Source organism: Synechococcus sp. MIT2312, from assembly GCF_059772315.1.
Genome location: NZ_CM186281.1, coordinates 2,392,385 through 2,411,708 on the forward strand (window position 1 = coordinate 2,392,385; position 19,324 = coordinate 2,411,708).

General features: G+C 60.2%; 20 protein-coding genes and 1 tRNA gene. 11 read left to right on the plus strand and 10 right to left on the minus strand.

Going from position 1 to position 19,324, the window contains the following annotated elements; genetic code table 11:
- Positions 1-39 precede the first annotated feature (39 nt).
- Positions 40-1,683 carry an Hsp70 family protein gene (locus AC6EI9_RS13050; RefSeq protein WP_498470081.1) on the minus strand — a complete coding sequence of 548 codons (1,644 nt, stop codon included), beginning with the start codon at positions 1,681-1,683 and terminating at the stop codon, positions 40-42.
- A gap of 39 nt (positions 1,684-1,722) precedes the next feature.
- On the opposite strand from AC6EI9_RS13050, the gene AC6EI9_RS13055 reads away from it, so the two are divergent.
- The 4 genes from AC6EI9_RS13055 to AC6EI9_RS13070 all read left to right on the plus strand — a co-directional run bounded on the left by AC6EI9_RS13055 (position 1,723) and on the right by AC6EI9_RS13070 (position 3,271).
- A complete protein-coding gene (locus tag AC6EI9_RS13055) occupies positions 1,723-2,007 on the plus strand; it encodes a hypothetical protein (RefSeq protein WP_498468140.1) in 285 nt (94 codons plus the stop codon).
- A gap of 25 nt (positions 2,008-2,032) precedes the next feature.
- Entirely contained in the window at positions 2,033-2,260 is a 228-nt protein-coding gene (locus tag AC6EI9_RS13060) for a DNA-directed RNA polymerase subunit omega (RefSeq protein WP_067095871.1), read from the plus strand.
- The gene (locus AC6EI9_RS13065) at positions 2,257-2,637 is read left to right on the plus strand and encodes a DUF1818 family protein (RefSeq protein WP_498468141.1); all 381 of its coding nucleotides are present in this window, start codon (positions 2,257-2,259) and stop codon (positions 2,635-2,637) included. The genes AC6EI9_RS13060 and AC6EI9_RS13065 overlap by 4 nt, the downstream gene beginning before the upstream one ends.
- A 430-nt stretch (positions 2,638-3,067) precedes the next feature.
- Positions 3,068-3,271: a DUF2811 domain-containing protein gene (locus AC6EI9_RS13070; RefSeq protein WP_170951789.1), complete on the plus strand. Its 204-nt coding sequence runs from the start codon at positions 3,068-3,070 to the stop codon at positions 3,269-3,271.
- On the opposite strand, the gene AC6EI9_RS13075 is transcribed toward AC6EI9_RS13070, so the two are convergent.
- The 6 genes from AC6EI9_RS13075 to AC6EI9_RS13100 form a co-directional block, all read right to left on the minus strand.
- Positions 3,223-3,996: a hypothetical protein gene (locus AC6EI9_RS13075; RefSeq protein WP_498468142.1), complete on the minus strand. Its 774-nt coding sequence runs from the start codon at positions 3,994-3,996 to the stop codon at positions 3,223-3,225. The genes AC6EI9_RS13070 and AC6EI9_RS13075 overlap by 49 nt on opposite strands.
- A complete protein-coding gene (locus tag AC6EI9_RS13080; protein ID WP_498468143.1) occupies positions 3,980-4,426 on the minus strand; it encodes an EVE domain-containing protein in 447 nt (148 codons plus the stop codon). Before AC6EI9_RS13080 ends, AC6EI9_RS13075 begins: the two co-directional genes overlap by 17 nt.
- Before the next feature lie 39 nt (positions 4,427-4,465).
- The gene (gene murD / locus AC6EI9_RS13085) at positions 4,466-5,854 is read right to left on the minus strand and encodes a UDP-N-acetylmuramoyl-L-alanine--D-glutamate ligase (RefSeq protein ID WP_498468144.1); all 1,389 of its coding nucleotides are present in this window, start codon (positions 5,852-5,854) and stop codon (positions 4,466-4,468) included.
- A gap of 28 nt (positions 5,855-5,882) precedes the next feature.
- A tRNA-Val gene (locus tag AC6EI9_RS13090) sits at positions 5,883-5,954 on the minus strand.
- 73 nt (positions 5,955-6,027) lie between these two features.
- Positions 6,028-6,807 carry a photosystem II electron transport protein, Sll1252 family gene (locus AC6EI9_RS13095; protein WP_498468145.1) on the minus strand — a complete coding sequence of 260 codons (780 nt, stop codon included), beginning with the start codon at positions 6,805-6,807 and terminating at the stop codon, positions 6,028-6,030.
- Positions 6,804-7,337 carry a hypothetical protein gene (locus AC6EI9_RS13100; protein ID WP_498468146.1) on the minus strand — a complete coding sequence of 178 codons (534 nt, stop codon included), beginning with the start codon at positions 7,335-7,337 and terminating at the stop codon, positions 6,804-6,806. The genes AC6EI9_RS13095 and AC6EI9_RS13100 overlap by 4 nt, the downstream gene beginning before the upstream one ends.
- 145 nt (positions 7,338-7,482) lie before the next feature.
- On the opposite strand from AC6EI9_RS13100, the gene serA reads away from it, so the two are divergent.
- The 4 genes from serA (at position 7,483) to AC6EI9_RS13120 (ending at position 10,894) form a co-directional block, all read left to right on the plus strand.
- Positions 7,483-9,069, plus strand: a complete 1,587-nt coding sequence (serA, locus tag AC6EI9_RS13105; protein WP_498468147.1) for a phosphoglycerate dehydrogenase — start codon at positions 7,483-7,485, stop codon at positions 9,067-9,069.
- Positions 9,069-9,953: a 50S ribosomal protein L11 methyltransferase gene (gene prmA, locus AC6EI9_RS13110; protein WP_498468148.1), complete on the plus strand. Its 885-nt coding sequence runs from the start codon at positions 9,069-9,071 to the stop codon at positions 9,951-9,953. Before serA ends, prmA begins: the two co-directional genes overlap by 1 nt.
- 150 nt (positions 9,954-10,103) lie before the next feature.
- On the plus strand, positions 10,104-10,403 hold the full coding sequence (locus AC6EI9_RS13115) for a ferredoxin (RefSeq protein WP_498468149.1): 300 nt from the start codon (positions 10,104-10,106) through the stop codon (positions 10,401-10,403).
- A gap of 104 nt (positions 10,404-10,507) precedes the next feature.
- On the plus strand, positions 10,508-10,894 hold the full coding sequence (locus AC6EI9_RS13120) for a DUF8632 family protein (protein ID WP_498468150.1): 387 nt from the start codon (positions 10,508-10,510) through the stop codon (positions 10,892-10,894).
- A 66-nt stretch (positions 10,895-10,960) separates the two neighbouring features.
- Here AC6EI9_RS13120 and psbV read toward each other — a convergent pair whose 3' ends face one another.
- A complete protein-coding gene (gene psbV, locus AC6EI9_RS13125; RefSeq protein ID WP_498468151.1) occupies positions 10,961-11,473 on the minus strand; it encodes a photosystem II cytochrome c-550 in 513 nt (170 codons plus the stop codon).
- 87 nt (positions 11,474-11,560) lie between these two features.
- The gene (rnz, locus tag AC6EI9_RS13130; protein ID WP_498468152.1) at positions 11,561-12,532 is read right to left on the minus strand and encodes a ribonuclease Z; all 972 of its coding nucleotides are present in this window, start codon (positions 12,530-12,532) and stop codon (positions 11,561-11,563) included.
- Between the two features lie 88 nt (positions 12,533-12,620).
- On the opposite strand from rnz, the gene AC6EI9_RS13135 reads away from it, so the two are divergent.
- The 3 genes from AC6EI9_RS13135 to AC6EI9_RS13145 are packed head-to-tail and all read left to right on the plus strand — an operon-like array spanning position 12,621 to position 18,543.
- The gene (locus AC6EI9_RS13135) at positions 12,621-14,036 is read left to right on the plus strand and encodes a SpoIID/LytB domain-containing protein (protein WP_498468153.1); all 1,416 of its coding nucleotides are present in this window, start codon (positions 12,621-12,623) and stop codon (positions 14,034-14,036) included.
- On the plus strand, positions 14,033-14,842 hold the full coding sequence (locus tag AC6EI9_RS13140; RefSeq protein ID WP_498468154.1) for a glucosamine-6-phosphate deaminase: 810 nt from the start codon (positions 14,033-14,035) through the stop codon (positions 14,840-14,842). Before AC6EI9_RS13135 ends, AC6EI9_RS13140 begins: the two co-directional genes overlap by 4 nt.
- Positions 14,839-18,543, plus strand: coding sequence for a hydantoinase B/oxoprolinase family protein (locus AC6EI9_RS13145; RefSeq protein ID WP_498468155.1), 3,705 nt, complete (start codon positions 14,839-14,841; stop codon positions 18,541-18,543). Before AC6EI9_RS13140 ends, AC6EI9_RS13145 begins: the two co-directional genes overlap by 4 nt.
- Here AC6EI9_RS13145 and AC6EI9_RS13150 read toward each other — a convergent pair.
- Positions 18,533-19,288: a YebC/PmpR family DNA-binding transcriptional regulator gene (locus AC6EI9_RS13150; protein WP_498468156.1), complete on the minus strand. Its 756-nt coding sequence runs from the start codon at positions 19,286-19,288 to the stop codon at positions 18,533-18,535. The two genes, AC6EI9_RS13145 and AC6EI9_RS13150, sit on opposite strands and share 11 nt — an antisense overlap.
- Between the last annotated feature and the right edge of the window lie 36 nt (positions 19,289-19,324).

The window sequence follows — 19,324 nt, forward strand, 5'->3', positions numbered from 1 at the left end:
ATGTTGTCGCCAACACACACGTCCTTGTGGACGGCGCGATCACCGCACGGTCCCGAGTGGTCTCGGGTCCAGGCTTTCTCCGGTCCGCAGATCCTCTCCCTCCAGGATCAGTTCCGCCTGATCATTGAGATGGAAACGCAGTTTCAAACAATCTTCTCCAGGTTGTCCAGGAGGGTCCAGGGGGAGCTCACAGGCGGTGTCCGGGCGCCTTGTGACGTCATCCCATCCATCGGTTTTTTCAATGACCTTGGGTAGTCCGTTGACCATCACCACTTCATGTCGCGTCTCCCCCCTGGACTCTCCCAGCACCAGCTCGACTGACTGCTGGTCTGGACCGCTGGCGCTCAAGATCAATTCCAACGGCTTGCTGGAGGGCCAGGGCTGGCCCGGTAGAAACAAGGGATGCCAGTGATGGGTGTTGCTGCGTTGGTTCCAGCAGCGCAGTGAGATTCCCCGCTGCAGCAGGTCCTGCATGCGAACTCCTGGAGTGAGGCTCAGGGCGCCGCAGGCCACCGCCTCCATCGGCGGAGGTGTCAGCAGTGGTGTGGGCGCAAGCTTTTCGGTGAGCCAATCCCGCAGCTGGGGGAGGTGGGCGCCCCCTCCGACCACCACCACACCGTCGAGATTTTCGGCAGGACAACCGTTGAGTTCCGCATCACGCAAGGTCTTGCTGAGCAGTCCTTCAAGGGCGTCAAAAAGCCCTCTCTCCTGCAGCAGTCGACTGAACTTGTGTCGATCCATCGAGAGCTTGCTCGGAGCCTCAAGATCAGGGCTGTTGGCTGTTTCCGTGAGGGTCTCCCGGTTCAGAATATTCGGATCGCTAAGGCGACATTTGAGCCGTTCCGCCGCATTCAGCAGCGCCATCAGACCATTTCCTTCTTCCGGCAGGCCCTCTGGACGGAGTTCGTCGAGGATCCAGCGATCAAGATCCCTTCCACCCAGGTTGATGCCGGCTTTCCCGAGCACTTTGGCCTGCCGCAGTGTCTGACGGCTGTTGGTGAGGTCCTGGCCGCGGAAGCGAAGCAGCTGGGCCACTGGCGCAGCACGACCTTCACCTCCCTCGAGAGCGACCAGGGACAGATCCAGAGTTCCTCCGCCGAGATCGACCACTAAAAGCTTGGATCCAGCTTCCAGACCAGCTCCGAGTGCAGCTGCCGTTGGCTCATCCACCAGGGCGATCTCTGCAACCTGCATCGGTTCGCAGGCTTTGAGAAGCCAGTCGCGATAGCCGGAGCCCTGATCCACTGGGGCTGTCAGCACCAGCCGCTCGATGCTGAGTTCAGGGGGCATCCGCTTCCAGATTTCAGTCAGAAGCCGCGCACCAGCCTGCTCAGGGCTGAGCCGCCTTTCGGCACTCTGCGGATCTGATGCCATGCCGATCCAACGCTTGAAGTCGCGATGAAGCTGAGGGGCATCGCGTTCATGCAGGCCGTTTTCCAGCACTTCAAGCCCCACCAGCGCAGGACCTGAGACCGCATCCTCCGCCCAGATGAGCGACGGGATCGCTCCTGTCTCACGGGTAATGGCAGGCAGATCGAGCAAATCAACTTCAGATCGCTCAGCAGACTGAAATGCCACCACCGTGGTGGTGCTTCCCAGATCGATCGCCAGGGTGCCGACGTTGTAAGACGCGTCGGAAAGCTGAAGGTTTTGTTCGGCAGCGAGGGGCTGAACCACCGCTATGGGCAGGTTGGAGACAGGTCGAGGCTACGGGGAGCAACGATGGATCGCTTAAGACGGCTTGTGTTTTCTTTCTACAGGGAGGATCCGCAGATCGAGGCTGAGCTCGAACCGCTTCGAGACTGCAGGATGTCACGCAGCTGGGGCAGCATCCGCATCGAGTGTGTGGATGCTCAGCACCTGGAGGAGGTCAGTGCACTACTCAGTCATTTGCGCAGGCCGCTGGTGGCGATGGGGCTGGGCCGTCAGATCGTTCTGAGGGTTCCAGGGCGTCCGCAACGCAGCTATCCCATGCATGTTCCTTTCCACAGCGATCTGCTCACCTAGAATCGGGTATTCATGAGTTGTTGGCATGCTCTCTGCCGGAGTCGATCATCAGGATCTCGCCAAGCGCGGTGAAAGTCTGATCCGTCAGTCCAGCAACCGTTATCTGACCACTGTTCGGATTGCCTTCCGTGCCAAGCAGCGTCGCTTCGACGATTTCGATGGTCTGCTTGAGGAGTCCAGCGTGAAGCCTGTGCAGCGCGCCATCGTTGAACTGAGTGACGAACAGGATCAGCCTGATCTCCTTCCTGGATGATTCAACAGGAGGGCCCCGGCTGGAGATTGTCCAGAGACCCGTCCCGGCCAGTGTTCTCCGTTCTGATTGGTGGAGAACACTGGGCCCTCGAACTCAAGGAGGGTGAAGCCTGCGAGCTGGCTTCACTGATCGCTGATCTGACAGATCAACATCGCTCCATTTGCGATCAGCTCATGGCTGATGAATCCATCACCGTCGAACTGGAGCGTGGCAGTTGGTGGGCTTGCCTTGAAGGTGATCGTTCGCGCTGGTCGCTTCGGGGCGTCTGTAGTGGTGATGGTGTCCAGGCCCGTGGCCTGGAGGTCTGCTGGCCTGATCCTGCTGCGCAGGCCATCGCCGAGGCGATGAGAACGGCGTGGGACAGCGGCAAAGATTAGAGCAGCTAATCAATGGCTCTTCATTGATTTTTCCCCGGCATTCCCCACGCTTGAGGGGGCGTTTTCCACAGGCTTCAGAGCGTTTGCGTTGGTACGGCCGACACCTGTGGAAAACATCAATCAGTGGGTCGACTTTGGTTGACGAATCACGCCGATGGCTCTTTCGCGACTACGGGAGGAGATCGCTTGCTGGAAATGGTTCTGGTGGCTGAAGTCTCATTGGGAGAGTCAGTGGGAATGGCTCCTGAGCTGCTTCTTGACTCGGGCCGGCATCTGTGGAGAACTAGTTGGCATTCGAAGCGTTTGCATGCAGTTGGCCGATCAGTTACAGCAGGCTCAGGCATCAGCACCAGACCAGCTGGGGGGGTGCCAAGCAGCTGCTCCAACGTCTGTCGTTGCCCAGGCGGCAACTGCTTCTGAGCAGTCAGCAGTGAGCTTTCAGTCCGAACTTCCTCAGCCCCTGCAACAAGCCATGGTTGCGTTCATTGAGCGCTGCCCGAACTGGGACCAATACCGCCTTGTTCAGGCTGCTCTTGCCGGATTCCTGATTCAGCATGGAGTGGAGTCAAGAGAAATCACGCGCCTCTATGTGGGCAACATGTTCCGCCGTGAATCCCTGACCCAGGGCGTCTGAGTCCGGCAACTGGCCATCAGCAACAAAGCGCTGAACGGAATACTCAGCAGCAGGCCGATGAAGGCCCCCATCAGGCCAATCAGATTGACGCCGATCAGCAGACCAAGCAGAGCGAGAACTTTCAGCCGATTGGTCTGAACCAGCCGGCGACTGTGTTCCATCGCCGCCAGTGGACGATGACCGTGATGGACCAGAAGTGGAAGGGCCAGGGTCTGGCTCAGGGTCCAGAGAATCAGTGCCAGGCCTCCAGCGATCAGAATCAGAGCCGAAAGCACGCCGCTCTGCCTGGCAATCAGTGCGCCGAGGATCCTGATCGTGTTGAGGCCTCCGATCAGGATCACCCCTTCGAGCAGCACCAGGGCAGCTGTCTGTCGGAAGATCCAGCGCAGTCGTTGACGCTCCGGGACAGGCTCGTCCTGTTGCGAGTTTTGGAGCGAAGGAAGGAGTTGATCCGCCAGATGCAGCAAGGCCACGAGTGGCAGGAGCGTCGTGGGAATGGTTGCAACAAAGAGCACATCGCTCATGGTTGACTGCCACCACCCTTCTCCCTGCTGGAGGTCCTTGGAGATCAAGCTCAGTCCAGTGACAGTGATCAGCATCAGAGCTGTGAGGCCCACAAAGCGCCAGGGAGCCTGGCTGAATCCGATCCAGGCTCTGGGAATTATGGTTGTGAGAGGAAGGCGCTCTGTCAGGTGGCGTTCCCTTGGTTCATTGAATCGAGCCAAGTCGCTTGAGGAGGTCTTGGGCGATTCGGTCATCCACAGGAAGAATCGACAGTCGATTGCCTCGTCGAACGACGGCTAGTTCCTCCGGTTGATAGGACTGACGCAAGTCTTCAAGACTCAAGAAGTCTTGAAATCTGCCTCGATAGGCCAGGCGCACGCAGTCCCAGCGTGGTGCTTCGGGTTTCGATGCAGGGTCGTGATATTTCGATGATGGATCGAATTGAGTGGGATCCACCAGTCCTGTTTCCACCACCTCCATCAGGCCGATGATCCCAGGGGGCTTGCAATTGGAGTGATAGAAGAAGGCCTGATCACCAACAGCCATCGTGCGCATGAAATTCCGCGCCTGATAGTTGCGAATCCCGTCCCAGAGAGTTGTCTGCTCCTGCTCAAGGTGATGAATCCCGTAAACATCGGGTTCACTCTTCATCAACCAGTAGGCCACGCGATCTACAAAATTTTTCCCAGACTAGGTTGATCGACTCGTTTCGATCAGCTTCCGGAAGTGATTGCCACGAGCTTCAAAATCGGAGTACTGATCAAAACTGGCGCATGCAGGTGACAACAGAAGGCTCGCAGCCTGCTGCTGTCGGGCCAGTTCCAGAGCATGTGGAACAGCCTCATCCAGGCCTGGATGCATGGCGACTGCACCGGCGAAGGCAGATGCTTCGATCAGGTCACGCAGTTCGTCTGCCCCGGCGCCGAACAGCACAACAGCGCTGCTGCGCTCCTTCAGAAGCTGCAGCCAATGCTGAGCATCGCCTTGTTTGGTCTGACCGCCTGCAAGCAGCACAACCGGATTGGGTACGGACTGCAAACCCACTGCAGCAGCGTCGTAGTTGGTGGCCTTGCTGTCGTTGAAAACAGCAACGCCCTGAACGGTTCCGAGCGATTCGAGTCGATGGGGAACCCCATCGAAGCAGCGCAACGCTGATTCAATTGTTTCCGGGGGTAGTCCAGCTTCGAGAGCCGCTGCCGTGACCAGAAGCATGTTCTGGCGGTTGTGCTCTCCAGGCATGGCGAGAGCATCGGCGCAGAAGAGCCTTTGCTCTCCTTCGCAGACCCAGCCGTCGTGACTCAAGCTCAACCGATCGCTTGTGTTGTCTGAGCAGGTCCGGCCGGTGCTTACCCAGCTCACCTGGGTTTGTCCCCAGCCGCCACGGGTTCCGCTGATGTCAGGGTCATCGCCATTGAGAATCGCCAGTTGGGACCGTTCCAGCAGTCCGCGCTTGATCGCTCGATAGGCGTCCAGCGAACCATGTCGCTCCAGGTGGTCAGGGGTCAGGGTCGTCCAGATGCCGATGCGCGGAGCGACTTCGGTGGCCGCTTCGATCTGATAGCTGCTCATCTCCATGACCACCCAGTCGGGCAGAGGGCTGGAGCCTTCAAGACAACCCAGAGCCAGCTCCGCGGCTGAATACCCCACATTCCCGGCCATAGGAGCCTTTAACCCCCCGTGGTTGAGCACGTGGTGGAGAAGATGGGTCACGGTGGTCTTCCCATTGGTACCGGTGATGCCAATCCACGGATGGGTTTTGAGGGTCTCCCAGGCCAGAGACATTTCTCCCTTCACCGGAACTCCCCGTGTTCGTAACGCCTCGAGGGTTGGATGCGTCCAGGCGATGCCAGGACTGATCACCACCTGATCGATCTCAGCGAGCCAGGGCTCAAAACTGGAGATCTCCAGAGGTTGTCCGAGCTGGACATCAATGCCCTGCTCTTTGAGGTCCGCCGACTTTCGCCTGCAAGCGTCGTTCTCACTCTTCTCGAGAACCACCACCTCTGATCCCTGGGCCCTGAGCAGACGGGCTGCCCCGATTCCAGAGCGTCCCAGTCCGACCACGACACTCAAGGTCATGCTTTTCGTTCTCTGATCACGAGGGAAGTGGGCGATACTGGAATCGAACCAGTGACTCCTACCGTGTCAAGGTAGTGCTCTACCTCTGAGCTAATCGCCCGCGTTTTCACCTTTCAGAGGATCTGCGGTGACGGTTGTGCGCTAGCCAACCGGATGGGACTGAAGTTAGCAGCTCACCGGCGCAGCATCTCCACTCGCCAGCGATCCCGTTTGGTGATTTCGAGATTCAAGACTTCCACGCTTCCCCTGTCCTGAAGCTGGAGTCGGTCGCCGACTTTCAGCTCACGACTCGCCTGTCGAACGGGATGCCAGTTGAGCCGCAACTTTCCATCTCTGATCTGACGAATCACCTTGGAGCGGGACAGTCCGAAGCCTGCTGAGGCGATGGCATCCAGGCGGCAGGACGCCTCCACGCTGGTCAATCGCTTTGGCAGTCTTTGGGCGGGCCACTGCAAGCCGTCGATGCTCACCGCCTCCACGGACAGCGAGACGTCGCGCACTTGTCCGGTCAGGCCGTTGAGATTAAGTGCGGTCTCTGGTGTGCAGACGGCCTGAGCGCCACGATCTCCCCGAAGCCAGAGATCGCCGAGGCCATCAGCTTGCGCACCAAGATCAATCAGGGCCTGACGCATGTCTTGCGGTTCAGCCCGATCAAAGAGGAAATTGCCCTCAAGCCTCAATCCAGAGATTGGGGTCGGTTCCGGTGGCAGGTCCTGATCGCTGCGACTGAGCTGGAGACGACAGCGTTCGGTGTCTGGTCTCCCACCGTCGCGGACCACTCGCAGTTCAGTGAGCGATTCGAGGCGGCGCGAGTCCTCCAGTTCAGGGCCGCTTAAAAAGCCACTCCAGCTCGGTTGCCAGGTGCGCAGCACTTCTTCCGCCTGTTCGATCAGGCGATGCATGGCCTCTGGCTCCGCGAGCCCTTCGATCAACGTCTCACGGGGAAGACTCACAGCTCGCTCAGGCGTACCACCTGCTGGGGACGAACTTTCTGAACGAGTTGCCAGGGCACTTCAAGGCCTGCTGGGGTTTCGAGCAGCAACAACCAAAACTGCTCGTTGTGGCGGTTGCGCAGAATCCTGACGCCGTCCTCGTTGTCGGAGGGAACACTTGCTGCCGCGGCGTAGCTTCCCATCAATCCTGACCCCATTCCGAGCAGGCCGCCGATCAGTGCTTCCCCGACAGCGCCGAAGCGCGCAAAGGTCTCGAGCGTGGTGATCTGGGTGAAGGTCAGCCCTGCCATGAAGCCGAAAGGCATCAGCCAGCGAGACATGGAACGCTGGCGGCGGCTGCGGGCCATGCTCGGGTTCAGCAGATCGACCTGGTCAATCTGCTCCGCCTTGAGGCGGCCCGCTTCAGCACCTTCAGTCTGTTCAGGCGCGACCAGCACGACTCGGATCAGCGGTTTGCCGGACTCCTGAAGGTCCTGGACAAGAGTCTCGGCGGCGGCGCGTTCTTTGAGCACCAGGACGCAGACGGGCATAAGCGGAGCGGTGCGGACTGCCATTCTCCACGGAAGTCCAGGACTTCAGCGGCAAGCCCGGGTTCGGAGCCAGTCAATGTTCCTTCTCAACTGGGATGTTCGGACCGATCTCTAAACTTCTCAACGGCTTTCTCTCCGCCGCTGGATGACCAAAGTTCTTGTTTCAGACCCCATTGATCAGGCTGGGATCGACATCCTCGGGCAGGTCGCCCAGGTGGACCAGCGGACAGGCCTGTCTCAGGACGAGCTCAAGTCAATCATCGGTGACTATGACGCTCTGATGATCCGCTCGGGCACACAGGTCACCGCCGATGTGATCGAGGCCGCGGACCGTCTGCGCATCATCGGTCGGGCCGGCGTGGGGGTCGACAATGTTGATGTTCCTGCCGCCACCAAGAGAGGTGTGCTGGTCGTGAATTCACCCGAGGGCAACACGATCGCGGCTGCGGAGCATGCTCTGGCCTTGTTGTTGTCTCTGTCTCGCCATGTGCCGCAGGCGCATGCATCCATGCGGGCAGGTGCCTGGGACCGCAAGAAATATGTGGGTAATGAGCTCTATAAAAAGGTGCTCGGTGTTGTGGGTCTGGGCAAGATCGGTTCACACGTGGCCAAGGTTGCCAAAGCGATGGGGATGGAGGTGATCGCGTTTGATCCCTTCATCTCCGCAGACCGGGCTCAGCAGATGCAGGTCCGACTCACGACCCTGGAGGATCTGTTCCGTCAGGCCGACTACATCACTCTGCATATCCCCAGAACGCCCGATACCGAAAATCTCGTGAATGCGGAACTTCTCCGCTCAATGAAATCGACGGCCAGGATCGTGAACTGCGCTCGTGGGGGCATCGTTGATGAGGCTGCAATCGCTGAAGCCATCGATAACGGTGTGATTGCAGGAGCCGGTTTAGATGTCTTTGCCTCTGAACCGCTGGACCAGGACTCTCCACTGCGTGCAGTCGAGCGCGGGCTGGTGTTGACGCCCCACCTCGGAGCTTCCACCGAGGAGGCTCAGGAAAATGTGGCCACCGACGTGGCTGAGCAGATCCGTGATGTCCTGCTTGGACTTCCAGCTCGCAGTGCCGTCAACATTCCAGGTCTCAGCGCCGAGATCATGGAGCGTCTGAAACCTCACCTGCAGCTCGCCGAAACCCTTGGCTTACTGGTGAGTCAGCTGAGCGGTGGCCAGGTTCAGGAACTGGAGGTGCGACTTCAGGGTGAGTTTGCCAACCATCCCTCCCAACCCCTCGTGGTGGCAGCACTCAAGGGACTGCTCACCAGCGCTCTCGGAGAGCGGATCAACTACGTCAATGCCTCTCTCGAGGCCAAGGGGCGTGGAATCCACGTGCTGGAGGTCAAGGACGATGCCAGCCGCGATTTTGCGGGGGGGTCACTGCAGCTCACCACTCGCGGTGGACAGGGTGGTCACAGTGTGACCGGTGCGGTGTTTGCGGATGGTGAACTGCGGGTCACCACCATCGATGAATTCCCGGTGAATGTGCCGCCGAGCCGACACATGTTGTTCACCCGCCATCGGGATATGCCTGGAATCATTGGCCATCTGGGCTCGCTGCTGGGTGAACACAACGTCAACATCGCCTCAATGCAGGTGGGGCGCAGGATTGTGAGGGGAGATGCCGTGATGGTGCTCAGCATTGATGACCCGATTCCGCCTGCACTTCTGGCCACCATCAACGGCATCAACGGGATTCAGGAAGCCCATCCCGTCACGCTGTGATGTGGTGGCGCTTGTCTCTGCCGGTTCAGGCCGAGCTGGAGGAGTCGCTTCTCTGGAAGCTGGACGATCTCGGTCTGCACCGGGTGGCCATACAACATGCGCCTGAGACGCCTGATCAGCGCACTCTTCTGGCCTGGTTGCCGGCCCATGAATGGCCCGAGGACCAGCGATCTGAGCTGGTTAGCAGCCTCATACCCCTGGCTGAAACCTTCGGCCTGCCTCTGGCGCAGCCGGTTTGGGATGAACTGGCTGATGAAGACTGGAGCCTCAGCTGGAAACAGCACTGGCAGCCAGACCCAGTGGGTGAGAAGCTGCTGATCCTGCCGGCCTGGCTTGATGTGCCTGACGAGCACGCTCAAAGGCTTGTTCTGAAGATGGATCCAGGCAGTGCATTCGGAACCGGCAGTCATCCCACCACCCGTCTCTGTCTTGAAGCACTTGAGCAACAGCCCCCCTCAGGCTTGAGGGTTGCGGATCTGGGTTGCGGAAGTGGAGTGCTCGGACTTGCGGCACTCGGGCTTGGGGCTCGTCAGGTGCTGTCAGTCGACACCGATTCCCTGGCAGTCAGGGCAACGACCGATAACGCAGTTCTGAATGATCGTTCCCCTGATGCGCTCAGGGTGACCCAGGGTTCGGTGGAGATGCTGGCGACGCTGCTTGAGGGTCAGCCAGCTGACCTGCTCCTCTGCAATATCCTTGCTCCGGTGATTGAGGCCCTTGCGCCTCACTTTCAATCTGTGCTACTCCCCGGGGGGCGGGGGTTGCTGAGTGGCCTGCTGGTGGAACAGGCGCCGAGGCTTGCAGAAGTGCTGGAGAGCCTGGGCTGGACGGTTGAACCGCTTGCGGAGCAAGGTCGATGGGGCTTGCTCGAGATTCGGCGCTAACCTTGATAAGCCGGCCTTATAAATTATTCTGTTTTGATTGGCCTTACACCAAAACAGGCGTTCAAGCGTGTGCCTTGACGCTTTGACGATGTAGAAATGATCAGTCCGGCAGGCTCGTTTGTTACGGGCTTTTGCAAATTCACTCTATTCATGGCTTCTTACAAGGTCACCCTGGTCGCCGAAAGCGAGGGTCTCAACAAGACCATTGAGGTTCCCGACGATCAGTACATCCTCGATGCCGCTGAAGAGCAAGGCATTGATCTGCCTTATTCCTGCCGCGCGGGTGCCTGCTCCACCTGTGCCGGCAAGCTCACCTCGGGAACGGTTGATCAGTCTGACCAGAGCTTCCTTGATGACGATCAGATCGAAGCCGGATTCGTGCTGACCTGCGTGGCCTATCCCACCTCCGACTGCACCATCAAGACCCATGCTGAGGAAGAGCTCTACTGAGTTCCAGGATTTTTGATCCCCAGTCCTGAGGACAGGGTTCTTTGCCACCTCCCCGCGGGGGTGGCTTTTTGCTGTCAGTGTGGTGCCACGTGGCTCTCCTGCCGATGACCGCCGTTCCCGCTGCACCGCTCAGACCTGAAGTGGAACGGTTGCTTGATCACGGATCGGTGCACACCAGTCCCGGCGGCCAGTACAGCTTTCGAGTGATCGGGCCCTGCTGTCGCCTCTACGACCGCGAAGAACTCCCCTGGCCCTGCTGTCGGCTGGCATGGCGCAGCAAGGAGCCAAGCTGGCGCCGTGTCGGCCGTCGCTTTGTTGCAGATCTCGGGTCGCGTCGTTGCCCTTCGTATTCCGTTGAACTGCTTCAACCTGGATCGAGGCCCACGGTCACTGTGCTGACTCTGTTCCCCATGCGCTTCACGGCTGAGATGCAGGAGTGGTGGTACAGCCGTCGTCCAAGATCCCTCGATCCAGGCAACCTTTCACCCTGAAAGCCCGAATGTTGTCGAGTCAGTTCAGCAGATCGATCCGGTGTTGAACGGATCGATCCATGCGCATCAGAAATAAATCTTGCCGCCGCCCCATTCCTGGCCGAGAACCTTGGGAGCCACGAGGATGTAGGCCGACATCAGCTCTAGGTCCTCGTCGGTGAGATCACGCATCGCCGGATACAGGTCACGGCTGCGCATGCTGGGGTGAAGATCAGCAATGCTGTATTCGCCGTCGTAGGAGGTGGGATCCTGCATGTAGTCCACCAGTGCGGCAATGTTGTCGCGCGATGGTGTGGCCAGTGCCAGGGTCTCAGGATCGAGGCCAACGTTTTGGTTGGTCTTGGTGATGCCGCCGGCATGGCATGTGCCGCAGCTGGTGTTGAACACTTTGCGCCCCGCCTTGACCTGCTGTTCACTGAAGGTCACTGCGGTGCCTTCAGAGTTGGAAGGAACCGTCAGTATCTCGGCATCCCACTGGGCGGCCTGAGCGGGGGAGCTGATCCACAGCACAGCTAGCACCGGCAGGACGATCAGCAGTCGGCTCAGCGACTGTCGCAGGTTGGAGAGAAAAGGAACCATGAAGGATGCCCGAGACAGATGGATACAGCGCACCAAGCTCTTGTATCACGCTGAGGTATCAAACTGACTCTGTTTGGGCTCCACCGATCACGAACTGTTGCAGCATGCGGTCCGTGGCGAAGCGATCACATCGAGGCAGAGGAAGTCTTTCGCCAGGACCGTGTTTGGAAAAATTGCTCTGGCTTCTGTCAGTAGATCGTCTGCAGTCACTGCGTTCCCAGGTGCATAGCGGGGGCTGAGATGGGTGAGAACAAGTTGACCGACACCCGCTTCAGCCGCGGTCTGGGCCGCCATCGTGCTGGTGGAGTGCTGACGCTGGAAGGCCATGTCGGCCTCCGCATGCGAAAAGGTGGATTCGTGAATCAGCAGGTCGGCACCCTTCGCCAGGGCGACGGCTGCTTCGCAGAACACGGTGTCCGTGCAGTACACAAGACTTGCTCCGGCTCTTTCCGGCCCGCACAGCGTCCTGCCGTCGATCCGCCGTCCATCCTCCAGGGTGACGGTTTCCCCCCGCTTGAGTGAGGCATAAACCGGTCCGGGGGGGATCTCTAGCTCCTGCGCTTTTTTGATGTCAAAGCGGCCGGGCTTCGGTTTTTCCTCAACGCGATAGGCATAGGCAGGAACGCGATGGTGCAGCGGTGTAGCCCGCACGGTGAGGTCTGCGTCCTCAAAAACGATTCGATTGGCTTCAGCGGCACGGCGGACCTGATGCACCTCGAGGGGATAGCCGATCCTGGTTGAGCTGGTGCGCAACACTCCCTCCAGATAGCTCTCGAGTGGATCGGGTCCGTACAGATCCACTCCGCCACTGCTGCCGCTCAGGCCGAGACTGGCCAGCAGGCCTGGAAGACCGAAAACGTGGTCACCGTGCATGTGCGTGATGAAGATCCTGCGCAGCTGCGACAGCCTCAGATCACTGCGGAGAAACTGATGCTGGGTTCCTTCACCACAGTCGAACAACCACAATTCCGAGCGCTGAGCCAGTCGCACGGCCACCGCTGAGACGTTGCGGGCTCGGGTTGGGACTCCAGAACTGGTGCCGAGAAAGGTGACCTGCACGGCATGGTGGGCTCAATGGTCAATCTGCCATGAAGGCCTGGCTGCAGTCCGCTGGGCGGGGCACACTGAGCAACCATTGGCCTCCTGAGTGGTACTGCACATCTCCATCGGTCGGGCTGCTTCTGGAGTGGCTCTGATGCTGCCAGTTGCGGTGGTTGCCCTTGTTGCTGAAGCCAGGACTGCGGTGACCGCTCAGGAGCCGCAGATGCGTGTTCTGGTGGCCGAACGTTCGGAGTTGATCCTGCGCGCCGATGGTGATCAGCCTCTGCTGGTGCACGGACTCGCCCACAAGGAACGTCGTCTTCAGCGTCTGCAGGTTCGCTTGCGGGATGGTCTCCTGACGATCTCGGATGGACGCGCTGATGGCCATGCTTCGCTTCGCATCAGCACGACTGACCCACGCGGCATCTGGCTCGGGCGCCGCCGTTATCGCGGTGACCTGCTGCTGGTGGTCCGCAGCGGCAGGATCCTGGCGATCAACCAGCTGGGCATCGAGACGTACCTTCCCAGTGTTGTAGGGAGCGAGATGCCAGCAAAGTGGCCGCTCGCAGCTCTGCAAGCCCAGGCCGTCGCTGCGCGGACCTACGCCCTCCGCCAACGGGGACGCAAGGCGGATTTCGACGTGAAGGCCACGGTGAGCAGCCAGGTCTACAAGGGAATCGAATCTGAAACTCCAAGCACCAGGGAAGCGGTTGCCACAACGCGTTCGCTGGTTCTGGTGCATGGCGGCCGTTTGATCAATGCTGTTTTTCACAGCAGTTCGGGGGGATCCACTGAGCCCAGTGGAGAAGTTTGGCAAAACCAGCTTCCCTACCTCGTGAGCGTTCAGGATCACGACCAGCACAGTCCTGTTCATCGCTGGAACCAGCGTTTCGAGGCCGGTGATCTGCGCCGCCGCTTTGAGGAGACTGGCGGAGTGGAGCGGTTGAGTGTGCTCAGCACCAGCTCCACCGGCAGGGTGCGTTCAGCGCGGATTCAAGGCCCGCTTGGATCATTGGTGCTGACGGGTCGCCAACTGCGACAGCGCCTGGGCTTGAAGAGCACGATGGTGAGCTTTTCCCTGCTGCAGGGAGATCGCGGAGGGGCAGGCGAGTCCGCCGATTCTCGGGATCATGGTTCGGAATCACCGCCGCAGCTGATCGGACTCTGGCGGGATTCCGCCAGTGGTCTACGCGCAGCGGCTGATCAAGGTCCAGCCGGTCGCGTCATTGCAGCGCCTCCCTTGCCCCCTCCTCCACTCAGCGCCCGCCAAGCTTCATCGATCCGCGCTAACAGAACTCCAGCAACTCCTCGCGGCACGATCGCGCTGGAAGCAGAAGGCCAGGGTTATGGCCACGGTGTGGGCATGAGCCAGTGGGGAGCCCACGGTCTGGCTAGTCAGGGCGCTGATTTCCGTGAAATTCTTCATCACTACTACCGCGGCGCAACGATCAGGCCGTACCGACCGGCTGATGACCCATCAGTGGCATTGAGGACCGGTTCGAAGCCAGCCTTGATGGGTTGACCTTCCGCGATCGTTGCGTGCCCCATTTCCTGTCCAGATGTGCGGTGCAGCACCGTACGGATCCGCACGCATTGATGGAGGCGATTGTGGATCACGTGGCTGCCTACCTCGCCACGGCCCTTGAACATGAACGCTTCAAGCCGTTGGGAATGGCGACCGGAAGGACCATGGAACCGTTCTATGCGGCTCTGATTCAGCGTCTGATGACATGGCCGGCGCCGCAGCTTGAACAGTTGAAGCGCTGCTGGCTGAGTTTCAACCTTGATGAATACGTGGGTCTGCCGCCAGGAGATAGCCGCAGCTTCGCCGCCTACATGCATACCCAGCTGGGTTCTTATCTCGACCTTTCTCCCTGCCAGTTGCAGCTGCCCGATGGAACGGCCAAGGATCCTGCCCAGGAGGCTCGACGCTATGGATCTGCGCTGGATCAGGCAGGGGGTATCGGCCTTCAGCTGCTGGGCCTTGGTGGTAACGGTCATGTGGGTTTCAATGAGCCGCCATCACCAGCCGGCAGTCGCTGCCGCGTGGTGACGTTGCAGCAGGCCACCCGGATTCAGAATGCCAGTGCTTTCGGGGGAAACTCCGAAGAGGTGCCTGAGCAGGCCATCACCCTCGGTCTGGCTGAGATCCTGGGTGCCGATGAGATCCATCTGATCGTGACCGGAGCGGCCAAGGCGGAGATTCTGCGCGCAGCCTTGCTTGACCCCTCCAGCGCCGACGTTCCCGCCAGCTGGCTCCAGCGCCACTCAGGCGTGCATCTCTGGGTGGATGATGCGGCCTGTGCCCTCCTTCCGTTGTTGTCTTGAGCCGCTGGCAGTTCTGGATTGACCGTGGCGGTACGTTCACCGATCTGGTGGCACGCCATCCTTCCGGCCGGCTGTTGGTTCGCAAGGTGCTGTCGGAGCAGCCGGATGTTCCCGGAGATCCCGCTGTTGCTGCCGTACGCGAGTTGATGGGGCTCACTCCGGAGCAGCGGATTGATCCCGGATTGATCGAGGAACTGCGGTTGGGCACCACCGTGGCCACCAATGCACTGCTTGAAAGAGCCGGTGAGCCTGTGCTGCTTGTGACCAATCACGGCCTGGCCGACCTGTTGCTGATCGGTGATCAGCACCGTCAGCATCTGTTTGCGCTGGCCATTCCCGAGCCGCCTTCACTGCTGACCGCCGTTGAAGAGGTGCCCTGTCGTCTGGATGCGGAAGGGAGGGAGTTGGAAGCCCTGCGGCTCGACGATGGTTTCATGCAGAGGCTTGTGCTTCATCACAAGGCCGGCATCCGCTCTTGCGCCATCGCCCTGATGCATGCCTGGCGGGATCCCGTGCATGAAAAGGCTCTGGCGAAGCTGGTTCGAACCGCGGGGTTCAAGACGGTGGTCTGTTCCCATGAGGCCAGTCCACTGCCGCGCCTGGTCCCCCGAGGGCAGACCACGCTGGTGGAGGCTGCCATCAGGCCCGTGCTGTCTGCCTACCTGGCGCAGGTTCAAACCGCTTTGGGGGATCAGACCCGATTGCGGGTCATGACGTCCAGTGGGGCTCTGCAGCACCCCAGTTCGCTGCTTGCCAAGGACACGATCCTGTCGGGTCCGGCCGGCGGCATGGTCGGAGCTGTGGCCGCGGCTCAACAAGCTGGCCTTGGTGCTGCCGCCCTGGTGGGTGTGGATATGGGGGGCACGAGCACGGATGTGTTCTGCCTGCCGTCAGGCGCTGTCGATCGGGAGTGGGAACGCAGTGCTGAAACGGAGATTGCCGGATTTCAACTGACAGCGTCGCGGCTGCCGATCCACACTGTGGCGGCAGGAGGAGGATCGATTGTCAGTGGGGATGGAGGTCGCCTCACGGTGGGTCCGCGCTCGGCTGGTGCTGACCCAGGCCCGGCCTGCTACCGCCGAGGTGGACCACTGGCCATCACGGATGCCCATGTGCTGCTGGGCCGACTGCAGGTGAATGCCTTCCCGGCGGTGTTCGGACCGGACCGCGATCAGCCTCCTGATCTTCAGTCGACCCGGGATCAGTTCCAGCTGCTTTCATCGCAACTGGGTCAGGCCCCCGAGCAGCTGGCCGAAGGTGCTCTTGACCTCGCTGTCGAGGCAATGGCGGGAGCGATCCGCCATGTGTCGCTGTTCCGTGGGCATGACATCCGTGGAGGTGCACTGATTGCCTACGGCGGTGCCGCAGGGCAGCTCGCTTGTCGCTTGGCCGAATCCCTGGGGCTGGGTCAGGTGCTGCTGCATCCACTGGCGGGAGTGCTCTCGGCCTATGGCCTTGGGCAGGCCCGTCAGCGTCAGCTGCATCAGCGGTCCATCCGCCGTTCTCTGGATGCCGCTCTGCTCGCTCAGCTGCCCGCCATGGTGAGGTCTGGTCTGAACACAGCGATCCTGGAGCTGCAGAAGCTCACGGCTGCTTCAACGGCAGCACCAGAGCATCAGATCAGGCTTGAGCTGCGCGATGCCTCTGCGGAACAAGGGCTGATGCTCTCCCTGGCATCAGCTGTTGAAGACCTGGATCAGCATCAGCTGGAAACCTTGTTTGACCAGGCGCATCAACGTCGTTTCGGCTACTCGCCGCCTCGCACGGCTCATCTGATCGTCGAACGCCTCGAGGTGGAGGTGCTGGATGGGGTGGTGGAGAGCTCGTCTCCATCAAGCTTTGAAGGTCATGGAACCGCAGCAACTCCATCCGCCATTCCATCCGACATGGTTCAGCGTGCTCGCGTTCACTGGAGAGAACAGGGATGGTGTGAGGTGCCTGTGCTGCAGCGCTTGCAGTTGAAGCGCGATCAGCATCTTTCGGGGCCTGCGCTCATCCTGGACCCCACGTCGGCCATCGTCCTGGAGCCAGGTTGGATGGCCAGGCTGCTGGTTGACGGCAGTGTGCTGCTCGAGGCTTCAGCGAGGCCTGTCGCCGCAGGGTCCTCTGCCGGGGCGGATGCCAGTGGGGTGAGTTCCGGCCAGCACTTGGCCCCGGATCCCGTTGATCTCAGCCTCTTTCATCATCGTTTCATGCAAATTGCTGAGCGGATGGGAGAGCGGCTGCGTCAGACCAGTCGTTCCGTGAATATGCGGGAGCGGCTGGATTTCTCCTGTGCACTGTTCGATGCACAGGGGGCGCTTGTGGCCAACGCTCCCCACATTCCCGTGCACCTGGGTTCGATGGGTGATGCGGTCGAGGATCTTCTGGGTCAGATCCGCGGAGGGGAGAGGCCGGCGTTGGCGGCCGGAGACACCGTGATCAGCAACGATCCATTTCACGGTGGCACCCACTTGCCTGACATCACCGCGATCACACCCTGTTTCGTGGAGGGAGACCCCGATCCCTTCGCCTTTGTGGCCTGTCGCGGGCACCACGCGGATGTAGGCGGACTGACGCCAGGTTCGATGCCTCCGTTCAGCTCCTGCATTGAGGAGGAAGGCCTGCTGGTGCGCAATCACTTCCTGACCTCACGGGGAGCGCCGGATCGTTCGGCCTGGGATCAGTGTCTGCAGGGTCTCAGCTCACCTCCCAGAGACCCCGAACTGCTCTGGGCCGATCTTCAGGCACAGGCAGCTGCCAATCATCTGGGGACTGAACTGTTCGACCAGCTTGTGCAGCTTGAGGGCCGCCAGCGTGTTCGGCGCTATCTGCAGCACGTTCAGGACCATGCGGCTTTAACCGTTCAGAGGCTGATCGGCCGCTTTGAGGACAGGACCTTTGAGGTTTTGCTCGATAACGGTGCAAAGCTCAAGCTGGCCTTGACGGTCGATCGGACACAGCATCAGGCCTTGCTCGATTTCCGTGGGACAAGCCCCCAGGGCACGCACAATTTCCATGCGCCACTGGCGGTGACCAAGGCTGCGGTTCTCTACGTGATCCGTTGTCTCGTTCAGGAGCCGATTCCCCTGAATGCCGGGTGTTTTCGGCCATTAACCCTGATCGTCCCGAAGGATTCCCTGCTCAACCCCAGCGCACCGGCTGCAGTGGTCGGCGGCAATGTGGAAACCTCGCAGGCTCTCTGCAATCTGCTGTTTGCGTCGCTTGGGGTCATGGCTGCGGGTCAGGGCACGATGAACAATCTCACCTTCGGTGACGGGCGTCGGCAGTACTACGAGACCATCGCCGGAGGCGGAGGAGCAGGCAAAGGTTTCTGTGGATCAAGTGGTGTGCAGACGCATATGACCAACTCCAGACTCACGGACCCGGAGATTCTGGAGCAGAGATTTCCAGTGAGGCTGGAACGTTTCGGCTTCCGCCGAGGCAGCGGTGGAGCTGGCCGCTGGCGTGGAGGAGACGGCCTGGTGAGGGAGTTCCGCTTTCTGGAACCGATGACTGCAGCGTTGTTGTCCGGTTCCAGGACCGTCGCCCCTTTTGGTCTGGCCGGTGGAGAGCCGGGTGAAACGGGAACGGCTCTGTTAACCAGGGCTGACGGAACTGTGCAGGTGCTGGATGGGTGCGTGCAGCTTCAGGTCAATGCAGGGGATCGATTGCTGATCGCCACTCCCGGAGGCGGGGGCTGTGATCCATTCATTCGCTGAGGTCATCCCTTATGACGTCCTTCAGTTCGAGGTTCGCGCTGACACTGCAGATGTCGTCGAGCTCCTCCAGGGCATCCAGCAACTTCAGGCACTGTTGGATGCTGTCTTCGCTGTCTGGTCGCACCTGGGTGAGAGGGTGCCAGCAGTGCGACCATTCCGAAACGTCCCAGCCTTGATCGCGGAGTCCGTTCTGCAGGGATTCGAGTGCTTCATAGGGACCATGCACCAATGCCTCTTCGCCGCTTCTCAGCTCATAACCATCGGCCTCCAGATTGAGCAGGCATTCCAGTAACGCCTCTTCATTAACTGCCGCGCCCAGGAGGCTCACTTCACTGCGGTGCCTGAAGAGATAACTCACGCATCCGCTTTCCCCGAGATTGCCGCCGTGTTTACTGAAGGCCAACCGCACAGCAGCGGCTGTGCGGTTGCGGTTGTCGCTCAGTGCCTCCACCAACACAGCCACTCCGCCCGGGCCGTAACCCTCGTAGCGGATTGATTCAAGTTGTTCCGTGTCACCGGCCCTGCCAGAGCCTTTCGCGATGGCTCGTTCGATATTGCTCGCTGGCACGCCAGCGGCCTTGGCCTTGACGATCGCGGTGCGCAGCTGGAAATTGCCATCGGGGTCACTGCCCTGGCGTGCAGCCACTGTGATTTCACGTCCGATCCGGGTGAACACAGCACCTCGCTTTGCATCCACCACTGCCTTGGTGCGTTTGATCTGGGACCATTTGCTGTGGCCTGCCATCGGATGCTTCGGCGTCCGTCTGCTTCAAAGCAAATT

Excerpts from the sequence above, each read along its gene's own strand:
- AC6EI9_RS13055 (WP_498468140.1), top strand. The coding sequence starts at position 1,723 with ATGGATCGCTTAAGACGGCTTGTGTTTTCTTTCTACAGGGAGGATCCG.
- AC6EI9_RS13060 (WP_067095871.1), top strand. The coding sequence starts at position 2,033 with ATGCTCTCTGCCGGAGTCGATCATCAGGATCTCGCCAAGCGCGGTGAA.
- AC6EI9_RS13065 (WP_498468141.1), top strand. The coding sequence starts at position 2,257 with ATGATTCAACAGGAGGGCCCCGGCTGGAGATTGTCCAGAGACCCGTCC.
- AC6EI9_RS13080 (WP_498468143.1), bottom strand. The coding sequence starts at position 4,426 with ATGAAGAGTGAACCCGATGTTTACGGGATTCATCACCTTGAGCAGGAG.
- murD (WP_498468144.1), bottom strand. The coding sequence starts at position 5,854 with ATGACCTTGAGTGTCGTGGTCGGACTGGGACGCTCTGGAATCGGGGCA.
- AC6EI9_RS13100 (WP_498468146.1), bottom strand. The coding sequence starts at position 7,337 with ATGCCCGTCTGCGTCCTGGTGCTCAAAGAACGCGCCGCCGCCGAGACT.
- serA (WP_498468147.1), top strand. The coding sequence starts at position 7,483 with ATGACCAAAGTTCTTGTTTCAGACCCCATTGATCAGGCTGGGATCGAC.
- prmA (WP_498468148.1), top strand. The coding sequence starts at position 9,069 with ATGTGGTGGCGCTTGTCTCTGCCGGTTCAGGCCGAGCTGGAGGAGTCG.
- AC6EI9_RS13115 (WP_498468149.1), top strand. The coding sequence starts at position 10,104 with ATGGCTTCTTACAAGGTCACCCTGGTCGCCGAAAGCGAGGGTCTCAAC.
- AC6EI9_RS13120 (WP_498468150.1), top strand. The coding sequence starts at position 10,508 with ATGACCGCCGTTCCCGCTGCACCGCTCAGACCTGAAGTGGAACGGTTG.
- psbV (WP_498468151.1), bottom strand. The coding sequence starts at position 11,473 with ATGGTTCCTTTTCTCTCCAACCTGCGACAGTCGCTGAGCCGACTGCTG.
- AC6EI9_RS13150 (WP_498468156.1), bottom strand. The coding sequence starts at position 19,288 with ATGGCAGGCCACAGCAAATGGTCCCAGATCAAACGCACCAAGGCAGTG.